Below are 18,508 nucleotides of genomic sequence, written 5' to 3' on the forward strand. Positions count from 1 at the left end.
GGCGGCCAGCCGCAGAACGGAGGTAGGCACGTGAAGACTCTTTCCGCAGACGTGGTCGTGGTGGGCGGCGGTTCCACCGGCGCCGGCGTGGTGCGCGACGTCGCGATGCGCGGCTACTCGGCCATCCTGGTCGACCGGGCCGATCTCGGTCAGGGCACCACCGGGCGCTACCACGGCCTGCTGCATTCCGGCGGCCGGTACGTGGTCAGCGACCCTCATTCGGCCACCGAATGCGCCGAGGAGAACGAGATCATCACCCGCATCCAGTCGCACGCGGTGGAGAAGACGGGGGGCTACTTCGTCGCCACCCACGTCGACGACCCCGCCTGGGGCGACGAATGGGCCAAGGGCGCGACCGACACCAAGGTGCCGTTCGAGGAGGTCTCCGTCGCCGAGGTGCTCAAGGCCGAGCCCCGGGTGAACCCGAAGATCTCCAGGGCGTTCAAGGTGCTGGACGGCTCGGTCGACGGGTGGCAGCTGGTCTGGAGCGCGGCCAACTCGGCCAAGCAGTACGGCGCCCAGATCCTCACCTACCACCGGGTGACCAAGATCGAGCGCGACGGCGACCGGGTCTCGCAGGTGGTCTGCACCGATGAGAAGACCGGCGAAGAGGTTCGGATCAACACCAACTTCGTGCTCAACTGCGCCGCCGCCTGGGGCGGGCAGATCGCCCACATGGCGGGCTGTCCCGACGTCCAGGTGGTGCCCGGCGCGGGCATCATGATCGCGATGAACCACCGGCTCACCAACTCGGTGGTCAACCGGCTCACCTACCCCGCCGACGGCGACATCCTGGTGCCGGTGCACACCGTCTGCATCATCGGCACCACCGACCAGAAGGCCGACGACCCGGACAAGCTGGTGATCGCCTGGGACGAGGTCCAGCAGATGCTGGACTGCGGCGAACTGCTGGTGCCCGGCTTCCGCGAGGCCCGGGCGATCCACGCCTGGGCCGGGGCGCGTCCGCTGGTCAAGGACTCCCGGGTCGGCTCAGGCGACACCCGGCACATGAGCCGCGGCATGTCGATCATCGACCACTCCGAGCGCGACGGGCTGAAGGGCCTGCTGACCATCGCCGGCGGCAAGCTGACCACCTACCGGCTGATGGCCAAGAACGTGGTGGACGCCATGTGCGCACAGCTGGACGACCCACGGCCCTGCACCACCGCCGACGAGCAGGTGCCCGGCTCGGAGGATCGCAAGAACTACGTGATCACCCACCGGCTCGAGGAGCGTGAGCACGACCGCACGGAGGACCAGATCCTGTGCGAGTGCGAACTGATGAGCAAGGGCATGTTCACCAGGGCGCTGGCCGACCAGCCCAAGGGCAACTTCGACGACCTGCGGCGCCAACTGCGGCTCGGCATGGGCCCCTGCCAGGGCGGCTTCTGCTCGATGCGGGCGACCGGTGTCGCGCACCAGAGCGAGCACATCGACATCGAACGCGCGACCGGGCTGATGCGGCTGTTCCTGAAGAATCGGTGGATCGGCATCTGGCCGATCCTGTACGGCGACCAGGTTCGCCAGACCGCCCTGGACAACTGGATCTTCCAGGGCACGTTGGACGTCGAGCACCTGCCCGGGCCGACGCACGAGGAGGTTGTGTGATGCAGCGTGTCGTGGTGATCGGGGCCGGTGTCGCCGGCCTGGTGGCAGCCATCCGGCTGGCCCGCGGTGGCGCCCGGGTGGCGCTGCTGACCAAGGGGACGGGGGGCCTGCAACTGTCCCAGGGCACCGTGGACATTCTCGGCTACTCCCCCGACCGGGTCGAGCGTCCGCTGGACGCGCTGGCCGGTTTCGCCGGCTCACATCCCGGCCATCCCTACGCCCAACTGGACGCCGCCGAGGTCGGCGCGGCGGCCGACTACCTCAAGGAGTTGGTCGGCCCCGGCCTGCTGGTCGGCGATCCCGCGGTCAACCTGCAGTTGCCGACCGCCGTGGGCGCCGTCCGGCCCACCGCGCTGGCCTCGCCGAGCATGACCGCCGGCGCCTGCGTCGACGGTGCGAAGTTCGTCATCGTCGGGCTGAGCCGGCTGAAGGACTTCTATCCCGAGCTGGTGGCGCAGAACCTGAATCGCACCGAGCTGCCCGGGGGCGGACGCCTGAGCGCCCGCGGGGTGACCATCGACGTGGTGGCCCGCGAGGGCGAGGTCGACTCCTCGGGGCTCACCTTTGCCCGGGCGCTGGACGACTCCGGCTACCGGCGACGGTTCGCCCAGGCCGTCAAGGCCGTCGTCGAGCCCGGCGAGACGGTGGGGCTGCCCGCGGTCCTCGGCCTGGACGACCACGGCGCCTGGGCCGAGCTCGCCGAACTGATCGGGGCCGAGGTGTTCGAGATCCCGCTGCCCCCGCCGTCGGTGCCCGGCATGCGGCTCAACCGCACCCTCACCCAGCTGGCGAAGGACGCCGGCGTCCGGTACGTGCCCGGCAGCCGGGTGGGCGGCTTCTCGGCGTCCGGCGGCCGGGTCGACAGCGTCCAGTTGGGCGTGGCCGGCGGCCCCCGCGACTTCCGCGCCGACGCCTTCCTGCTGGCCACCGGCGGCTTCGAGTCGGGTTCGCTGCACGCCGACTCCTACCACCAGGTGCACGAGATCGTCTTCGACCTGCCCCTGCGGGTTCCCGAGGGCGCCCTGGTGCACGGTGACTACTGGGGCGAGGCGCAGCCGCTGTTCACCGTCGGCGTCGAGACCGACGAGCGGATGCGGGTCCGGACGCCGCGTGGCGACGTCGTCTACGACAACGTCTACGCCGCCGGCGGCATCCTGGCCGGCGCCACCCGCTGGCAGGAGAAATCGGGCGAGGGCATCGCCCTGGCCAGTGCCGTCAAGGCCGCGGACGCCATCCTGGCCGCCGCAGAATCCACCACCTCGCAAGGAGTTGCCTCATGAACGACGCCTCCCACGGCTTGGAGTTCGCCCAGACGCAGGTCGCCCGGGCGTCGCTGGACCACTGCGTCAAATGCACCATCTGCGAGACGCACTGCCCGGTCTCGGCGGTCACCCCCAAGTTCACCGGGCCGAAGTTCGTCGGGCCGCAGGCCGAACGGTTCCGGCACGGCGAGTCGGTCGACCATTCGCTCGACTACTGCTCGTCGTGCGGCGCGTGCACGCTGAACTGCCCGCAGGGTGTCCAGATCGCCGAGTTGAACAGCCAGGCCCGCGCGGTGATGAAGGCCGACCACATGCCGCTGCGTGACCGGCTGGTCTCGAGCACCACCCTGATGGGCACGCTGATGACACCGGTCGCGCCGCTCGCCAACGCCGCCTTGTCGATCAAGCCGCTGCGCACCGTGGTCGAGAAGGTGATCGGCATCCATCGCGACGCCCCGATGCCGAAGGCGAACACCCAGACCATCACCGGCTGGCTGAAGAAGCGGAAGAAGCCGGCCACCCCGGCGTCCCGCGGCACGGTGGTCTTCTTCCACGGCTGCGCCGGCGGCTACTTCGAGGTCGAGACGTCGAAGAAGTCGATCGAGGTTCTGGAGCACCTCGGCTACGAGGTGCTGGTGCCACGGCAGGGCTGCTGCGGGCTCGCCCAGCAGTCCAACGGCCTGTTCGACCAGGCCAGCGACAAGGTGCTCAAGCTGTGCGACGAGCTGCGAGCCGCCGGCAAGGACCTGACCATCGTGTCGGCGTCCGGGTCGTGCACCGGCATGCTCAAGCACGAGGCGCACGAGATCATGGGCGTCGACGACGACCGTCTCAAGGACGTCGGCACCCGCATCCGCGACATCATGGAGTTCCTGCTGGAGCTGTACGAGGAGGGCGACCTGCCCACCGATTTCGCCGAGGTGCCGCTGACGACGGTCTATCACGCGCCCTGCCAGCTCAAGAGCCAGGGCATGGGACAGCCCGCGCTGGAGATCCTCAAGCTGATCCCGGGCGTCGAGGCGGTCGAGAGCGGCGCCACCTGCTGCGGGATCGCCGGCACCTACGGGCTCAAGGCCGAGAAGTACGACGTCGCCCAGGCGGTCGGAAAGCCCCTGTTCGACAAGGTGCGCGACGTGAACCCCGAGTTCGCGTTGTGCGACACCGAGACCTGCCGGTGGCAGATGCGCAAGGGCACCGGCGCCACGGTCGAGCATCCGATCTTCGTGGTGCATCAGGCGTACGGCCTGAGCTGATCGGCGCCGGCCGGGCCGGGATCCCGGCGTCGACCCGGGATCCCGCTCGTCGCGGCCTCAGCCCTGGCCGGAGCCGTTGGCGCCGAAGAAGGTCTTCCACGGCACGTCGACCGCGGCGTCCTTGGCGACGACCTGGTGCAGGTGTCGCAGCAGCGGGAACTGTTCGGGCTGCAGCACGCCACGCTCGGTGAGCCGCTCGAAGGCGTCCCCGATCACCTTGATCGCGGCCGCTCCCTCGAGGGTGACCCCAGGCATCCGGTCGCGCGCCTCTGTGAAGGTCAGCCCCTCCCCGACCAGCGTGCCGACCTTCACGTTGCGGCCGCCCATCGAGGTCACGAAGCAGTCGCCGATGCCGGGCAGGCCCAGCACCGTCGTCCGCTCGCCGCCGAGCAGATCCATGAACTGGGTCATCTCGACCGAGGCCTGGCCGAACAGCGCCGCGCCGTAGTTGAAGTTCACGTACAGCGGGTCGACCTCCTTCAACGCGTTGAGCTGGCCGTGCATGAAACCGGCGCCGAACGCGTAGCAGTTCTTGGTGGCGGCGCAGACCTCGACGCCGACGAAGTCGGTGCTCGTCCAGACGTGGTAGAAGTCGGTCTCGTACAGCCCCTTCCACATCTGCAGGACGCCGGCGTCCTCGCCGGTGAACACCACGCTGGTGTGCCGCCTGATCGCCACCTCACCGGCGATCGACGGTCCCGCGATGGCCGAGATCGACACCTGCGAGCGGACGTCCTCGGGCACGTGCGCCATCAGCGCCCGGGGCAGGATGGTCAGGTTGCCGTCGTCGTCGGCCTGCATGCCCTTGGCCAGCGCCAGCACGTGCATGCCCGGCCGCAGCAGCCCGGCGAGCTGCTCGCCGGCCCAGTCGACGCCGAAGCTGTTCACGCCGCTCATCACCAGCTCGACGCCGTCGAAGGCCTCCGCCGCCTCCTCCAACTGGTAGGCGGTGACGTTGTCCGGCACCTTGAGCTTCAGGTTGGGATGAATGCCGGACGCCTTGATCGAGTCGATGATCTCGCGATCGAGATGGGTGCCGACCAGTCGCACCTCGTTGCCGTTGTCGGTGAAGGGCGTAGCCAGCGCGGTCGCCATGATTCCCGTTCCAAGCACCACCAGGGTTGCCATGGGCGTTCTCCTTTCCGGCGACAGGACGCCGGGTTGCGTCGACTCGGCGGCCGACGGGGGGTTGGCTCGGCACGTGTTCACGAGCAACGCTGCCGGACCTGAGTCTCCCAACCTAGCCTGAACACCCGCCCCTGTCCCGGTTTGTGTGAGCACGACAGGGCCTTGCCGCCGGGTGACGACCAATCGCGCCAAGTCACCGCATTCGGCAATCGGGGTGTGACAGAATCGGCAATTGAGCAAACAATCGAAACGCGGTGAATGTGAACCGGGAAAACAAAGCCCTTCCCCCGGAGCCGACGACGGCACCGGCGCCCAAGGTCCGCGGCCGCGGATCGGCGGGTGCGTTGCGTGAGCGCCGGATGACGATCGCCGAGCGCGTGGTGAAGAACGGTTCGGCCTCGGTCGACGAGCTGGTCGAGCTGACCGGCGTCTCGGCGATGACCGTCTACCGCGACATCGAAGCACTCGAGGAGGCCGGGGTGCTGCTGCGCCACCGCGGCCAGGTCACGGCCGTCGCCACCGGGTTGAACGAGATCGCCGCCAGCATCCGGGTCAACCAGAACGCCGAGTCCAAGCAGCAGGTCGCCCGCGTGGTGGCCGACTGGATCCGTCCGGGCAGTTCGATCCTGGTGGACGACTCCACCACAGCATTGTGGGTGCTGCGGCTGCTCGAGGTGCTGCCGATCACCGTGGTCACCAACTCGATGCTGGTGGCCCGCGAACTCGAGCGCCGCTCCGGCGTGCGGTTGTTCGTGACCGGCGGCGAGTACCAGGCCTGGGCCGAGTCGATGCTCGGGCAGACGACCACCGACGTGATCGCAGGCATCAGGGCCGACTACTGCCTGATGTCGGCGTCCGGGATCAGCGACCTGCAGTGCTTCCACCCCTACGAGGACTGCGTCCAGGTCAAGCGGGCGATGATGCGCTCCGCCGCACAGTCCATCCTGCTGCTCGACCACACCAAGCTCGACCGGCGCGCGCTGCACACCTTCGCGTCCCTCACCGACTTCAGCCGGGTGGTGGTGGACGCCGCCACCCCCGACACGGCGGTGGCGGACTATCGCGAGCGGGGCGTGCAGATCGTCAAGGCGTCCGGCTGACGGCACCCGCCCCCTGCGCCCCTGAGGCGCCGGCTCCCCGCGACCCCTGAGGGCGCTCCGGTGCGCTGCCACAAGCCATCGGACGCCCCGGGACAACCGTCGGACAGTGCCCGGCTTCCCTCACAAATGCTGTTACAAACCCCTTGCCCACTGGTAGGTTCGGCTCTAAGCGGGTCCAGTCGGCGGACCCGCCAACCTCGTGCAAAGGAGTACGGATGGGTCTGCGCATCGTGGTCGCGGCTGACATCGCCGGATACGACTACAAGGAGCAACTGAAGAAGGATCTCGAGGCCGACGACCGTGTCGATGAAGTCATCGACGTTGGCGTCGGGTCCGGTGAGGACGTCGACTACCCCCATGTGGCCGTGGAGGGTGCTCGACTGATCAAGGACGGCAAGGCCGACCGTGGCCTTTTCGTCTGCGGAACCGGAATGGGAGTGGCTATCGCTGCCAACAAGGTTCCGGGCATCCGGGCAAGCACGGCGCACGACAGCTTCTCGGTCGAGCGCCTGATCCTGTCCAACAACGCCCAGGTCCTCACCTTCGGGCAGCGGGTGATCGGGCTCGAGTTGGCCCGCAAGCTCGCGAAGGAGTGGCTCGGCTACACCTTCGACCCGTCCTCATCCTCTGCACCCAAGGTGGCCGCCATCGAGTCGTACGAGACCGGCGACAACAGCGCGGAAGCCGTGCAAACCAGCTGCGACTGAGCAGCCGGAAAACCTTCACACAACCTGACAAGGACGGCAAATGTTCACCAGTGACATTGCAATTTTCTTGCTCGGTCTGATCGCGGCGTTGTTCGGTGGGTACTTCGGTGCCGCCATCGGCGGTAACTTCGCGTTCGCCTTGACCGGCTTCATGATCCTGGTCTCGTGGGGCATCTTCGTGGGCTCCGGGAGCGACATCGGCTTCAACTACCTGGCCTTCGGCCCGGTGATGGGCCCGCACATCACGTTCGCGGCCGGCTGTGCCGGCGCCGCCTACGCGATGAAGAAGGGGTTGATCGAATCAGGACGCGACGCCACGTCGCCGCTCGCCCGCCTCGGACGCGTGGACGTGCTTCTCGTCGGTGCCGCCTTCGGTGCCTTCGGTTACCTGTTCAACATCGGCCTGAGCTTCGTGCCGTGGCTCGGCGGACACATCGACAGTGTCGCGCTGACCGTGTTCACCAGCAACGTGCTGGCCCGGGTGATCTGGGGCAACAGCGTGATGGGGTCGGAGAAGTACAACCAGGGAGCGACCTCCTTCCTCAAGAAGATCGCCCCCAACGACACCGACTTCTGGCTGCGCTACCAGGAGAAGCCGAGCCAGTACATTCCGCTCGGCATCTTCGCCGGTGGCCTGGCCGCCGGTGCCGGCATCATGCTGGCGCACTTCGTTCCCGGCGGTTCGGCGTGGGCCCACACCCTGCCGTTCGCCATCTCGGCCATCATCATCCTGTTCCTGATCCTCGGCGCCGAGATGCCGGTGCAGCACCACATCACGATCATCGGCGCGCTGGCCGCGGTGAAGTTCATGCCGGTGCTGGCCGGTGCCGGCTTCGACTGGAACGCCGACTGGGCCTCCGGCACCTGGATGATCGCCATCGGCGCCATCCTGATCGGGTGTGTGTTCGGTGCCATCTCCGCCTTCCTCGCCGAGTTCCAGTCGCAGTTGTTCCATCAGCGCGGCAACACCCACATCGACCCGCCGGCCGCCGCCATCTGGCTGTCGACGCTGTTGGTGCTGACCCTGTCCGGTAACTGACGACAACCCCGAAAGGACGGTGCCCCATGACCGCCGACGTGCTGCGTGGACCCAACGAGTTCTACGACGCCTACGTCTTCGACATGGACGGCACCATCTACCTGGGCGACCACCTCCTGCCCGGCGCAGCTCGGATGATCAACGAGCTGCGCCGGCGGGAGCTGCCCATCCGCTACCTCTCCAACAACCCCACCAAGGACCCGGAGATGTACGCCCGGAAGCTGGCCAAACTGGGCCTGCCCACCCCGGTCGAGGACATCTCCAACACCATCGTCACCACCACCAAGTGGCTGAAGACGCACCATCCCGACGCCGTGTTGTTCCCGATCAGCGAGGAACCGCTGAAGCGGGCGCTGACCAAGGCCGGCTTCACCCTCAGCGACGATCCCGAAGAGATCGACATCGTGATCGCCAGCTACGACCGCACCTTCGAGTACCGCAAGCTGCAGATCGCCTTCGACGCCATCTGGTTCTACAAGCGCGCCTTCCTGATCGAGACCAACCCCGACCGGTTCTGCCCCTTCCCGGGCGGGCGCGGCGAGCCCGACTGCGCCTCGATCACCGCGGCGATCGAGGCCTGCACCCGCACCAAGTGCGTGCAGTCGCTGGGCAAGCCCGACCCGATCATGCTGCAGGTCACGATGGAGGGCCTGGACGCGCGCGTCGAGCACTCCGTGATGGTCGGCGACCGGCTGCAGACCGACATCCAGATGGCGCTCGACACCGGCATGGTGTCGGGCCTGGTGCTGACCGGAGAGGCGACGGCCGACGACGTCCGTGCGCTGACCCCGGAGCACCGGCCCAGCTACGTGATGGACCGCGTCGACCGGCTGATCCCGCCGGCCGTCTGGGACGAACTGGGCTGGACCGAGGACAACTGGGTCGGCTGACCCGCCCGGTCCCCACTACCGTGGACGGGTGAGTTCCGCCCTACGCACGCTCAGCGTCCCCCTCGCCGACGCGATCCTCACCGGGACTGCCCGGTCGTCGCTGCGTGAGCAGCTGCAGTCGCTGCTGGACGAGATCGCCCGCCTGGCGGTCGAGCCCCGCGACGGTTTCGTCGTCCAGTTCGGCTGGTCGCCGGTGATCCTGCGCGCCCGGCCGGACGGCTATGCGCTGGTGGCCCGCGACTACGCCGCCGACCCCAACACCGACACCGACGACCTGTCGCTGGTGCTGTGGCTGGCCCAGGCCCTGATCGCCGTGCCCGAACGCGCCGGCCTGCAACCGCAGCAGGTGCGCGACAGCGACGCCGTCATCGCCGTGCCGGGGGTACTGCAGGCGGGCCGGGTCACGATGACCCGCGGCACGGCCGGCGACGAGGGCGACTCGGGCTGGCTGCTCGAGGCCGACCCGCTGCCGGCCGATCGGGGATACCTGCCGACGCAACTCGTCCGGTTGCAGACCTGGCAGCTGCTGCGCGGCCACGTGCACGCCGCTCGCGCGCTGGCCCTGCCCGAGGGTTCCCGCGCCGTCATCGGCCCGGACGGCATCCGCGAGGTGCAGCGGCTCGCAGACGAGACGGTGCTCACCACCGGACCCTTCTGAGCAGCCGGGAATAGTCACCGCGGCCTGCTGGTTCTGACCGACACAGGAGCCGACCGGTAGGCTGTCGGCGTCCGTTCTCACACGAGGTAGTGCATGTCCGAAGTTCGCGAAGTCATCATCATCGGGTCGGGTCCCTCCGGCTACACCGCTGCCATCTACGCCGCGCGGGCCGATCTCAAGCCGCTCGTGTTCGAAGGTGCCCTGGAGGCCGGCGGGGCGCTGATGAACACCACCGAGGTGGAGAACTTCCCCGGTTTCCCCGAGGGCATCATGGGGCCGGACCTGATGCAGAACCTGCGGACGCAGGCCGAACGCTTCGGCGCCGAGATCATCACCGACGACATCGTCGAGGCGGACCTGACCGGGGTGGTGAAGTCCGTCACCGACTCCGAGGGCACGGTGCACCGGGCGAAGTCGGTCATCCTGGCGATGGGGTCGGGCTACCGCCGGCTCGGGCTGGCCGGTGAGGACGTCTTCTCCGGACGCGGGGTGAGCTGGTGCGCCACCTGCGACGGCTTCTTCTTCCGCGACAAGGACATCGCCGTGATCGGCGGCGGCGACTCCGCGCTCGAGGAGGCTACCTTCCTGTCCCGGTTCGCTTCGTCGGTGACCGTGGTGCACCGCCGCGAAGAGTTGCGGGCGTCCAAGATCATGATCGCCCGGGCCGAGGCCGACCCGAAGATCTCCTTCGCCTGGAACTCGACCGTTGTGTCGATGAACGGCGACCAGTCGCTGTCGTCGCTGACCCTGGCCGACACCGTTACCGGCGAACAGCGCGAGCTGGCGGTTCAGGGCTGCTTCATCGCGATCGGGCATGACCCGCGCTCGCAACTGGTGGCCGGACAGGTGGAGCTGGACGCCGCGGGCTACGTGCTCGTACAGCCGGGGTCGACCGCGACCAACCTGACCGGCGTCTTCGCCGCCGGCGACCTCGTCGACCACACCTACCGGCAGGCGATCACCGCCGCCGGAACCGGCTGCTCGGCGGCTCTGGACGCCGAACGCTACCTCGCCGACATCTCCGACCTGACCGAGCTGTCGGAGCTCGAAGCCATCGTCTGAGCCGAACATCCCCCGACACCTCAAGGAGGCAGCCCCCGTGGCCGAAGTCACCGCCGTCACCGACGACACCTTCAACTCGCTGGTCCTCAGGGCCGACAAGCCGGTCCTGGTCGACTACTGGGCCGACTGGTGCGCACCGTGCCGCCAGATCTCGCCCATCATCGACGAGTTGGCCGGCGAGTTCGGCGACAAGCTCGACTTCTACAAGCTCGACACCAACACCAACCCTCGGGTGCCGACCGAGCAGGGTGTGCTGGGGTTGCCGACCATTCAGATCTTCAGCGCCGGTCAGGTGGTCAAGTCGTTCACCGGCGGCAAGACCAAGGCGGCGCTGATCAGGGCGATCGAAGAGTTCATCTGATCGACTGACGCCGGGCCGGCTCGGGTGGTCCGACCGGCCTGATCGTCTGCACCAACGCGCCCAGCCGGTCCAGCACCGACGGTTTGGGCACCTTCACGGTGGTCACCAGGTCGAGTCGCCACAGCCCCGGCGCGCGCATCGGGGTGAACCCGGTGGCGTCGAGAAAGCCGGGCGGCAGTGACGCGCAGCCACCTCCGGCGTCCGAACCCGCCAGCACCGCGGCCACCCTGGGTCGCAGCAGTGCCGCGGCGACGGCCCGCACCAGTTCACGGCCCACTCCCCTGCCGGTCCGGTCGGGTCTCACCCAGCCGGCCCCGACCAGCGCCACCGTGCCCTGCGGATCCCCCGACGCCGCGGCCGACAGCAGCAGCAGCCCGGATACCCCCGCGGCGTCACGAGCCGCCGCGCCGCACAGCCCCCAGGCCGCCTGCGCGGCCACCATGCCCGCCTCGTCGATCGGCATCGCCCGCCCGCACCACGGACAGGCCAGGTCACGGACCATGCCAGGCGAGACCAGTTCGACGCCGTCCACCGTTCCTCCTGCCCTGCGGCCCGCCGTGCCGCGGGCAGTTTCATCTTAGGCACCTGGCTAAGCTGGACCGGTGAGCCTGCCGGAACCCGTTCAACGTCGTGACACGGTGCTCGATCCGTGGATCGACACCTACGCCGAACGCACCCACGGGCTCACCGTGTCCGCCGTCCGGGCCCTGTTCTCGGTGGCCAACCGCCCCGAAGTCGTGTCGCTGGCGGGCGGCATGCCGAACATCGCCGACCTTCCCCGCGAGGCGATCGGCGAAGCCATGGCGAGCCTCATTCGCGAGCGTGGCACCCAGGCCATGCAGTACGGCTCGGGTCAGGGCGAGCCGTTCATGCGCGAGCGGATCACCGAGGTGATGGCCGAAGAGGCGATCAGCGCCCACCCCGACGACATCGTGGTGAGTTGCGGCTCGCAGCAGGCGCTCGACCTGGTCACCCGGGTGTTCTGCGACCCCGGTGACGTGATCCTGGCCGAGGCGCCGTCCTACGTGGGCGCGATCGGCACCTTCCGCGCCTACCAGGTCCAGATCGTGCACGTCGCGATGGACGAGTTCGGCATCATCCCCGAAGCGCTGCGCGAGGCGATGGCGGCGTGCAAGGCGGCCGGCCGCCGGGTGAAGTTCCTCTACACCATTCCCAACTTCCAGAACCCGACCGGGGTGACCCAGACCCTGCAGCGGCGCCGCGAACTCATCGAGATCGCCCACGAGACGGATCTGCTGATCGTCGAGGACAACCCCTACGGGCTGCTCACCATCGAGGGCGAGCCGACGCCGGCGCTGCGCTCCATGGAGGACGAACGGGTGATCTACCTGGGCTCGTTCTCGAAGACGTTCGCACCCGGGTTCCGGGTCGGCTGGGCGCTGGCGCCGCACGGCGTCCGGGAGAAGCTGACGCTGGCCCAGGAGTCGGCGACGCTTGCCCCTCCGGTGTTCAGCCAGTTCGCCATCTCGACCTATCTCGACACGTTCGACTGGCGCGGCCAGATCCAGGTCTACCGCGACATGTACCGGGACCGACGGGACGCGATGTTGCGCGGGCTGACCGAGAACATGCCCCAGGGCAGCACCTGGACACACCCCACCGGCGGGTTCTTCGTCTGGTTGACGCTGCCCGAGGGCCTGGATTCGCAGTCGATGCTGCCGCGGGCGGTGTCGGCGCGCGTCGCCTACGTGCCCGGCACGGCTTTCTACGCCGACGGCATGGGCAGCCGCAACATGCGCCTGTCGTTCTGCTTCCCGACGCCCGAGCGGATCATCGAGGGCACCCGGCGGCTGGGCGAGGTGCTGCGCGACGAGTTGGACACCCTGCACACCTTCGGCATCGGCACCGGCGAGCACCTGTACCGCGACATCACCTCCGGCCCCGCACCCGACATCACCTAGGAAGAGACCCATGAGCAGCGATCTCGGCACCATCGTCGTCCTGGCCGGCGGACTTTCGCACGAACGGGACGTGTCGCTGCGCTCCGGACGCCGGGTGGCCCAGGCCCTTCGGGACCGGGGCCACCACGTCGTGGAATCCGACGTGAACGCGAGCCTGGCCGATCTGCTGACCAGCACCGACGACCCGGTGGTCTTCCCGGTGCTGCACGGTGGGGACGGCGAGGACGGCTCGCTGCGGCAGGTGCTCGACCTGTTCGGCGTCCCCTACGTGGGGTCGACCGGGCCGGCCTCGCGGCGAGCCTTCGACAAGTCGATCGCCACCGCGCTGCTCGACGTGCCCACCCCGGAGCAGGTGGCATTGCCCAACTCGGTGTTCCGCGAGCTCGGCGCGAAAGCCCTTGTGGAGGCCGTGACCGAGCGGCTGGGACTGCCGTTGATGGTGAAGCCGAGCCGCAGCGGGTCCGCGCTGGGCTGCACCAAGGTCACCTCGACCGCGGGGCTGCCGGGGGCCATGGTGGCCGCCTACGCCTACGGCGAGATGGCCGTGTTGGAAAGATTCATCGAGGGCACCGAGGTCGCCGTGTCGGTGGTCGACGTCGGCGACGGTCCGCGGGCCCTGCCCGCCGTCGAGATCCGGCCCCGTTCCGGCGTGTACGACTACACGGCCCGGTACACCGCCGGCGAGACCCGCTTCATCTGCCCGGCCGAGCTCAGCGACGAGGTCGCGGCCGGCTGCGCCGAGATCGCGCTGCGCGTACACGAGCAGCTCGGCCTGCGGGATCTCTCCCGGACCGACATCGTCGTCGGCGCCGACGGGCCGGTGTTCATCGAGACCAACGTCTCCCCCGGCATGACCGAGACGTCCCTGCTGCCCTTGGGCGCCGAGGCCGAGGGCGAGGACTTCGGTGAGCTGTGCGTGGCGCTGGTCCGGCAGGCCTACCGGCGGGGACCGTCCGACCTGAAGGAATGACGATGCCGTTGCGCGTCCGGCAGGCCCTGGTGGTGACGATCGGGGTTGTGCTGGCTGCGGTCATGGTGGGCCTCGGCTTGTGGCAGTTGCAGGTGTTCACCGATCAGGGCAACGCCTCGGCGCAGGCGCGCGCCCAGCAGGCGGCGGTGCCGCTGCTCGACCACGTCTCCGCCGACGGCACGGTCGGCGACATCTACGGCAAGCCCGTCACCGTGACCGGCCACTACCTGCCCGGGCAGCAGGAGCGGGTCCTGGGTTCGGACGGCGTCGTGCGCCTGCTGTCGGCCCTCGAGCTCGCCGACGGCCGCGTCCTGCCGGTGGTCCGCGGCACCCTCGAGGCCGGCGCCGAGGCACCGCAGGCGCCGACCGGCGATCTGCAACAGGTGGGCATCTTCCTGCCCTCTGAGCCGGCTGCCGATCACCCTCTGACTACGGGTTACACCCTGGGGTCGGTACGCCTGGCGCAGCTCGCCCAGCTGTGGCCCCAGCCACTAATGCCCGGCTTCGTCACCCTGGACGCCGCCGAGGCCAGCGCTCAGGGGCTGCCTGCGGCCACCGTCACGCTGCCCGAGCAGGAGGGTTCGTGGCGCAACAGCGGCTACGCGCTGCAGTGGTGGGTCTTCGCCCTGTTCGGGTTGGGCATGACGCTGAAGATCGCGCAGAACATGAGTCGGCGCGACCCCACGCTGTCCTCTCCAGAGCTTCGCTGAGCGACCGTGCGCGGGCTGTCAGCCGCCGGTCGTGGCGCTCGAATCGGCGTCGGTGATCGGGTCGCCCGCCGCCTCAACGGCGTCCAGCCGCGCGTGCACGTCACGGGTCGCGTAGCGTTCGGCCACGAAGGACAGAAACGGCACGGTTCCGGCCAGGGCGATCAGGATCAGCCGTAGCCAGGGCCAGTTCACCCGGCGTCCGAGGTCGTAGGCGGTGATCAGCAGGATCATGTACAGCCAGCCGTGCGGCACGCCCGTCCAGGTCACCACGGTGTCGTTGTCGGCGAAGTACTTCAGCGGGACGCCGACGCACACCAGCACGACCAGCAACACGCCGACCACCCAGGCCATGACCTGGTAGCGCAGCAGTGCGGAGCGGACGGCGGGAACGTCTTCGGCGGTCATCACGCAACGAGCCTAGTTGGTCGGGCCACGACCTACGGTCGGACACCGATCCTCGAAATGTCGATAAATGCATATGTCTCCGACTCGACTCAGAGACAAAGCGTCAACTCAATAGATCGACCAATCGGCCCAGGTCGTCCTCGTTGGCGAAGTCGATGACGATGCGTCCCTTGCCCCGGGCCCCCACCTGCACGTTGACCCGGGTGTCGAGCCGCTCGACCAGCCGTTCGGCCAGTGCGGACGCCCGCGCGCTGGGTTCGCGCACCACGCGCTGCCTGGGCACGCGGGGTTCCCCGCCCTGGCCCAGCGCGACGATCTCCTCCACAGCGCGAACCGACAGGTTCTCGGCGACCACCCGCTGGGCCAGCCGCTCCATGGCCAACGGATCACCCAGACCGAGGATGGCCCGGGCATGGCCGGCGCTCAGCACACCGGCGGCCACCCGCCGTTGCACCGGGCCCGGAAGCTGCAGCAGCCGGATCGTGTTGCTGATGTGCGGCCTGCTGCGCTTGATCCGGCTGGAGAGCTCCTCCTGGGTGCAGTCGAAATCGGTGAGCAGCTGCTGGTACGCGGCCGCCTCCTCCAGAGGGTTCAACTGGGCGCGATGCAGGTTCTCGAGCAGGGCGTCCCGCAGCAGGTCGTGTTCGGCCGTGGGGCGGACGATGGCCGGGATGGTGGCCAAGCCCGCCTCCTGGCTGGCACGCAGGCGCCGCTCCCCCATCACCAGTTCGTAGCGACCCTCCGCCAGGGGACGCGCGACGATGGGCTGCAACAGACCGACCTCGCGGATGGATCCGACGAGCTCGGCCAGCGCGTCCTCGTCGAACACCTGGCGCGGCTGCTTCGGGTTCGGTGTGATGGCGTCCACCGGTAGTTCCGCGTAGTACGACCCCTGTGGCGGTTCCACCGCCAACGGTTCTGCCCGGACCGGCTCCAGGTCCGGGTCGGTGCGGTGGATCAGGTCCCCGAGGCCGCGGCCGAGGCCGGAGCGTGGTTTCGTGACGGTCATCGTCATCCTTTCGTGGCGGTGCCGCGCCGAGCGATCTCCGCGGCGGCGGCAAGGTAGGCCTGTGATCCGGCCGACGCGCGGTGATAGCCGATCACAGTCTGGCCGTAGCTGGGCGCCTCGGAGACTCGCACCGAGCGCGGGATGGCGGTGCGCAGCGTCTCGGTGGGGAAGTGGGTGCGCACCTCGCCGGCCACCTGGGCCGACAACCGCGTGCGCGCGTCGTACATGGTGAGCAGGATTGTGCTCAGCCGCAGCCGGTCGTTCATCGACCCCGTGACCAGGTCGATCGTGCGCAGCAGTTGCGACACGCCCTCCAACGCGTAGTACTCACACTGGATGGGCACCAGCAGTTCCTCGGCCGCGACAAGGGCGTTCAGGGTCAGCAGGCCGAGTGACGGGGGACAGTCGATGAACACGTAGTCGACGCTGTGCCGTTCCTTGAGCCTGGTTAGCGCCCGCTTCAACCGGCTCTCACGGCCGGCGACATCCACCAGCCCGATCTCGGCACCCGCCAGGTCGATGGTCGCCGGCAGCACCCACAGCCCGTCCGCCTCGGGCGAGGCCTGGACGTGCTGCTCGATGGTGTCACCGTCGAGCAGCACCTCGTAGGTGCCCGGGACGCCGCTCTCGTGATCGACGCCCAGCGCGGTGGACGCGTTTCCCTGGGGGTCGAGGTCGATGACCAGCACGCTGAGCCCGCCCGACGCCAACCCCGCGGCGAGGTTGACCGCCGTGGTCGTCTTGCCGACGCCGCCCTTCTGGTTGGCGATCACGAACGTGCGGGGCTGATCCGGTGCTGGTAGCGGGCCGCCGGTTTCACGTGGAACACCGGCCTCCGGCAACTCGACCGGCGGGGGAGTGAACTCGTTGTCGTCGTAGAGGACGCGTCGCGGAGCGACTGACTGCGTCATGCCCGCACCTCACTCCCACCAGCGGCGAAGGGTCCCCGAGTGCTCTCGGCGCGATGCGTTTCACGTGAAACAGCGGCGGTCACTGCTAGCCTTCCGACGTTCTGGATGCAGCTTCTGAGCCTAGCGGCGGGAGCTCGCGTGGCTCGGTTCATCGTCGGGCGCGCCCCGGAGGGGAGTCCGCAGTTGGGGGCAGTGGCCGGTTCCGGCCGCAATCAGCGAATGCGGACGACCCAGGTCGGCGCCACCTCGGGGTCGACGGACGCCGTGACCACCTCGCCCACCAAGCCACGGGAGCGCAGCAGTCCCTGGCCCTCCACGAGCTCCTGCTCGGCCGATTCACCCTTGAGGGCCAACAGTTCTCCGCCGGTCGCCACGAGCGGCAGGCACCAGCCGAGCAGCTTGGGCAGCGCCGCGACGGCTCGAGCGGTGACCACCTGCCATTGATCGTGCTGATCCTCGGCCCGTCCGCGAAGCACCGTGACGGCGTCCGTGAGACCCAGCTCGGCGACCACCTCGGCGAGGAAGTTGTAGCGCCGCAGCAGTGGCTCCAGCAACGTGATCCGGAGGTCCGGGCGGAGGATGGCCAGCGGAATTCCGGGCAGGCCCGCCCCCGATCCGACGTCGAGCACCGACGAGCCGTCGTCGACCAGTCCGGCCAGCGCGACGGAGTTCAGCACATGGCGGGTCCAGAGCCGGTCGACCTCGCGGGGACCGATCAGACCCCAGTCGACTCCTCTACTTGCCAATATATCGACATATTGACTGGCGAGTTCATACCGGTCACCGAACACTGTGCGTGCGACGTCCACGGTCCCTGTCTACTGCACGGCCACGCCGCGGCCAACTCCACCGGCGGCGGGGAGTGGGCTGCAAATAGCCGGACGCCGGGCGCGCTCGAGGCGCCCGGCGTCCGGAACGACGTTGCCTCAGGCCTTGGGCAGCACCACGACGCGGCGGCGGGGCTCTTCGCCCTCGGACTCGCTGACCAGGCCGGCATCGGCGACCACGTCGTGCACGATCTTGCGCTCGAACGGGTTCATCGGCGCCAGCCGGACGGGCTCACCGGTGTCGACCACCTCGGCGATCGCGTCCTTGGCGAGCACCTCGAGCTCCTTGCGCCGCTTGTCCCGGTGCCCGGCGACGTCGAGCATCAGGCGCGAGCGATGCCCGGTCTCGGTCATCACGGCCAGCCGGGTAAGCTCCTGCAGCGCCTCCAGCACCTCGCCGTTGCGGCCCACGAGCACGTCGGCGTCGGTGACGATCGACACGTGCGCACGACCGCCCTCGTTGAAGGTGTCGATGTCGCCGTCCAGGTCGGCGATGTCAAGCAGTTCCTCCAGGTAGTCGGCCGCGATCTCACCCTCGTTCACCAGCGCCTGTTCGCGCTTGGAACGGCCCGTCTCACCCTGGCCGTGCTCGGTCTCGGCGTCGTCGTCGGCCACCGCGTCGGGGTCGGTCATCTCCGGCTCGGTCACGGTCACGGTCTCGATCTCCACGTCACTCATCAGTCACT

At 68.9% G+C, this 18,508-nt stretch carries 19 protein-coding genes and 1 pseudogene; 13 read left to right on the top strand and 7 right to left on the bottom strand.

What is annotated here, in order from left to right; all coding sequences use genetic code 11:
• Positions 1–30 precede the first annotated feature (30 nt).
• Genes glpA through OIE40_RS15625 form a run of 3 tightly spaced genes read left to right on the top strand, consistent with a single transcriptional unit; the run spans position 31 to position 4,123 of the window.
• A complete protein-coding gene (gene glpA / locus OIE40_RS15615; protein WP_264703758.1) occupies positions 31–1,608 on the top strand; it encodes an anaerobic glycerol-3-phosphate dehydrogenase subunit GlpA in 1,578 nt (525 codons plus the stop codon).
• Positions 1,608–2,888, top strand: a complete 1,281-nt coding sequence (gene glpB / locus OIE40_RS15620; protein ID WP_264703759.1) for a glycerol-3-phosphate dehydrogenase subunit GlpB — start codon at positions 1,608–1,610, stop codon at positions 2,886–2,888. The genes glpA and glpB overlap by 1 nt, the downstream gene beginning before the upstream one ends.
• Positions 2,885–4,123 (top strand): anaerobic glycerol-3-phosphate dehydrogenase subunit C, encoded by a 1,239-nt coding sequence (locus OIE40_RS15625; RefSeq protein WP_264703761.1) that lies wholly within the window; start codon positions 2,885–2,887, stop codon positions 4,121–4,123. Before glpB ends, OIE40_RS15625 begins: the two co-directional genes overlap by 4 nt.
• 57 nt (positions 4,124–4,180) lie before the next feature.
• Here OIE40_RS15625 and OIE40_RS15630 read toward each other — a convergent pair whose 3' ends face one another.
• Positions 4,181–5,251 (bottom strand): NAD(P)H-dependent glycerol-3-phosphate dehydrogenase, encoded by a 1,071-nt coding sequence (locus OIE40_RS15630; protein ID WP_264703763.1) that lies wholly within the window; start codon positions 5,249–5,251, stop codon positions 4,181–4,183.
• A 359-nt stretch (positions 5,252–5,610) separates the two neighbouring features.
• Between OIE40_RS15630 and OIE40_RS15635 the strand changes: the two genes are divergently transcribed.
• From OIE40_RS15635 to trxA, 7 genes are all read left to right on the top strand, one after another.
• Entirely contained in the window at positions 5,611–6,351 is a 741-nt protein-coding gene (locus OIE40_RS15635; protein ID WP_264703765.1) for a DeoR/GlpR family DNA-binding transcription regulator, read from the top strand.
• A gap of 215 nt (positions 6,352–6,566) precedes the next feature.
• Complete coding sequence (locus tag OIE40_RS15640; protein ID WP_264703767.1) at positions 6,567–7,058, top strand: ribose-5-phosphate isomerase; 492 nt, start codon at positions 6,567–6,569, stop codon at positions 7,056–7,058.
• A 40-nt stretch (positions 7,059–7,098) separates the two neighbouring features.
• Positions 7,099–8,097 (top strand): DUF7973 family transport facilitator, encoded by a 999-nt coding sequence (locus tag OIE40_RS15645; RefSeq protein WP_264703769.1) that lies wholly within the window; start codon positions 7,099–7,101, stop codon positions 8,095–8,097.
• Between the two features lie 26 nt (positions 8,098–8,123).
• Positions 8,124–8,987: an HAD-IIA family hydrolase gene (locus OIE40_RS15650; protein WP_264703771.1), complete on the top strand. Its 864-nt coding sequence runs from the start codon at positions 8,124–8,126 to the stop codon at positions 8,985–8,987.
• A gap of 28 nt (positions 8,988–9,015) precedes the next feature.
• Positions 9,016–9,645: a hypothetical protein gene (locus OIE40_RS15655; RefSeq protein ID WP_264703772.1), complete on the top strand. Its 630-nt coding sequence runs from the start codon at positions 9,016–9,018 to the stop codon at positions 9,643–9,645.
• A 93-nt stretch (positions 9,646–9,738) separates the two neighbouring features.
• Positions 9,739–10,707: a thioredoxin-disulfide reductase gene (trxB, locus tag OIE40_RS15660; protein ID WP_264703774.1), complete on the top strand. Its 969-nt coding sequence runs from the start codon at positions 9,739–9,741 to the stop codon at positions 10,705–10,707.
• A 37-nt stretch (positions 10,708–10,744) separates the two neighbouring features.
• Positions 10,745–11,068, top strand: coding sequence for a thioredoxin (trxA, locus tag OIE40_RS15665; RefSeq protein WP_264703776.1), 324 nt, complete (start codon positions 10,745–10,747; stop codon positions 11,066–11,068).
• Here trxA and OIE40_RS15670 read toward each other — a convergent pair.
• Positions 11,061–11,600 carry a GNAT family N-acetyltransferase gene (locus OIE40_RS15670; RefSeq protein ID WP_264703778.1) on the bottom strand — a complete coding sequence of 180 codons (540 nt, stop codon included), beginning with the start codon at positions 11,598–11,600 and terminating at the stop codon, positions 11,061–11,063. The two genes, trxA and OIE40_RS15670, sit on opposite strands and share 8 nt — an antisense overlap.
• A gap of 70 nt (positions 11,601–11,670) precedes the next feature.
• On the opposite strand from OIE40_RS15670, the gene OIE40_RS15675 reads away from it, so the two are divergent.
• From OIE40_RS15675 to OIE40_RS15685, 3 genes are read left to right on the top strand one after another with little or no spacing between them, the layout of a single operon-like run.
• A complete protein-coding gene (locus tag OIE40_RS15675; RefSeq protein WP_264703779.1) occupies positions 11,671–12,990 on the top strand; it encodes an aminotransferase-like domain-containing protein in 1,320 nt (439 codons plus the stop codon).
• A 10-nt stretch (positions 12,991–13,000) separates the two neighbouring features.
• Positions 13,001–13,960, top strand: coding sequence for a D-alanine--D-alanine ligase family protein (locus OIE40_RS15680; protein WP_264703781.1), 960 nt, complete (start codon positions 13,001–13,003; stop codon positions 13,958–13,960).
• A 2-nt stretch (positions 13,961–13,962) separates the two neighbouring features.
• Positions 13,963–14,670, top strand: a complete 708-nt coding sequence (locus tag OIE40_RS15685) for an SURF1 family protein (RefSeq protein WP_264703783.1) — start codon at positions 13,963–13,965, stop codon at positions 14,668–14,670.
• Between the two features lie 18 nt (positions 14,671–14,688).
• Here OIE40_RS15685 and OIE40_RS15690 read toward each other — a convergent pair.
• The 5 genes and pseudogenes from OIE40_RS15690 to OIE40_RS15710 all read right to left on the bottom strand — a co-directional run.
• Positions 14,689–15,066 (bottom strand): annotated as a pseudogene (locus tag OIE40_RS15690) (DUF3817 domain-containing protein); the annotation flags it as partial.
• A 112-nt stretch (positions 15,067–15,178) separates the two neighbouring features.
• Positions 15,179–16,084, bottom strand: a complete 906-nt coding sequence (locus OIE40_RS15695) for a ParB/RepB/Spo0J family partition protein (RefSeq protein ID WP_264703786.1) — start codon at positions 16,082–16,084, stop codon at positions 15,179–15,181.
• Positions 16,085–16,086: 2 nt separating this feature from the next.
• Entirely contained in the window at positions 16,087–16,995 is a 909-nt protein-coding gene (locus OIE40_RS15700) for a ParA family protein (protein WP_264703788.1), read from the bottom strand.
• A gap of 212 nt (positions 16,996–17,207) precedes the next feature.
• On the bottom strand, positions 17,208–17,804 hold the full coding sequence (gene rsmG / locus OIE40_RS15705) for a 16S rRNA (guanine(527)-N(7))-methyltransferase RsmG (protein ID WP_264703790.1): 597 nt from the start codon (positions 17,802–17,804) through the stop codon (positions 17,208–17,210).
• Between the two features lie 117 nt (positions 17,805–17,921).
• Entirely contained in the window at positions 17,922–18,500 is a 579-nt protein-coding gene (locus tag OIE40_RS15710; RefSeq protein ID WP_264703791.1) for a Jag family protein, read from the bottom strand.
• Positions 18,501–18,508 lie beyond the last annotated feature (8 nt).

The sequence above is a fragment of the Micropruina sonneratiae genome (assembly GCF_025972045.1).
Classification (GTDB): Bacteria; Actinomycetota; Actinomycetes; order Propionibacteriales; family Propionibacteriaceae; genus Micropruina; species Micropruina sonneratiae.

Coding starts and splice junctions, on each gene's coding strand:
- glpB (WP_264703759.1), top strand. CDS start 1,608: ATGCAGCGTGTCGTGGTGATCGGGGCCGGTGTCGCCGGCCTGGTGGCA.
- OIE40_RS15625 (WP_264703761.1), top strand. CDS start 2,885: ATGAACGACGCCTCCCACGGCTTGGAGTTCGCCCAGACGCAGGTCGCC.
- OIE40_RS15630 (WP_264703763.1), bottom strand. CDS start 5,251: ATGGCAACCCTGGTGGTGCTTGGAACGGGAATCATGGCGACCGCGCTG.
- OIE40_RS15635 (WP_264703765.1), top strand. CDS start 5,611: ATGACGATCGCCGAGCGCGTGGTGAAGAACGGTTCGGCCTCGGTCGAC.
- OIE40_RS15640 (WP_264703767.1), top strand. CDS start 6,567: ATGGGTCTGCGCATCGTGGTCGCGGCTGACATCGCCGGATACGACTAC.
- OIE40_RS15645 (WP_264703769.1), top strand. CDS start 7,099: ATGTTCACCAGTGACATTGCAATTTTCTTGCTCGGTCTGATCGCGGCG.
- OIE40_RS15650 (WP_264703771.1), top strand. CDS start 8,124: ATGACCGCCGACGTGCTGCGTGGACCCAACGAGTTCTACGACGCCTAC.
- trxB (WP_264703774.1), top strand. CDS start 9,739: ATGTCCGAAGTTCGCGAAGTCATCATCATCGGGTCGGGTCCCTCCGGC.
- OIE40_RS15680 (WP_264703781.1), top strand. CDS start 13,001: ATGAGCAGCGATCTCGGCACCATCGTCGTCCTGGCCGGCGGACTTTCG.
- OIE40_RS15685 (WP_264703783.1), top strand. CDS start 13,963: ATGCCGTTGCGCGTCCGGCAGGCCCTGGTGGTGACGATCGGGGTTGTG.
- OIE40_RS15695 (WP_264703786.1), bottom strand. CDS start 16,084: ATGACCGTCACGAAACCACGCTCCGGCCTCGGCCGCGGCCTCGGGGAC.
- OIE40_RS15700 (WP_264703788.1), bottom strand. CDS start 16,995: ATGACGCAGTCAGTCGCTCCGCGACGCGTCCTCTACGACGACAACGAG.
- OIE40_RS15710 (WP_264703791.1), bottom strand. CDS start 18,500: ATGAGTGACGTGGAGATCGAGACCGTGACCGTGACCGAGCCGGAGATG.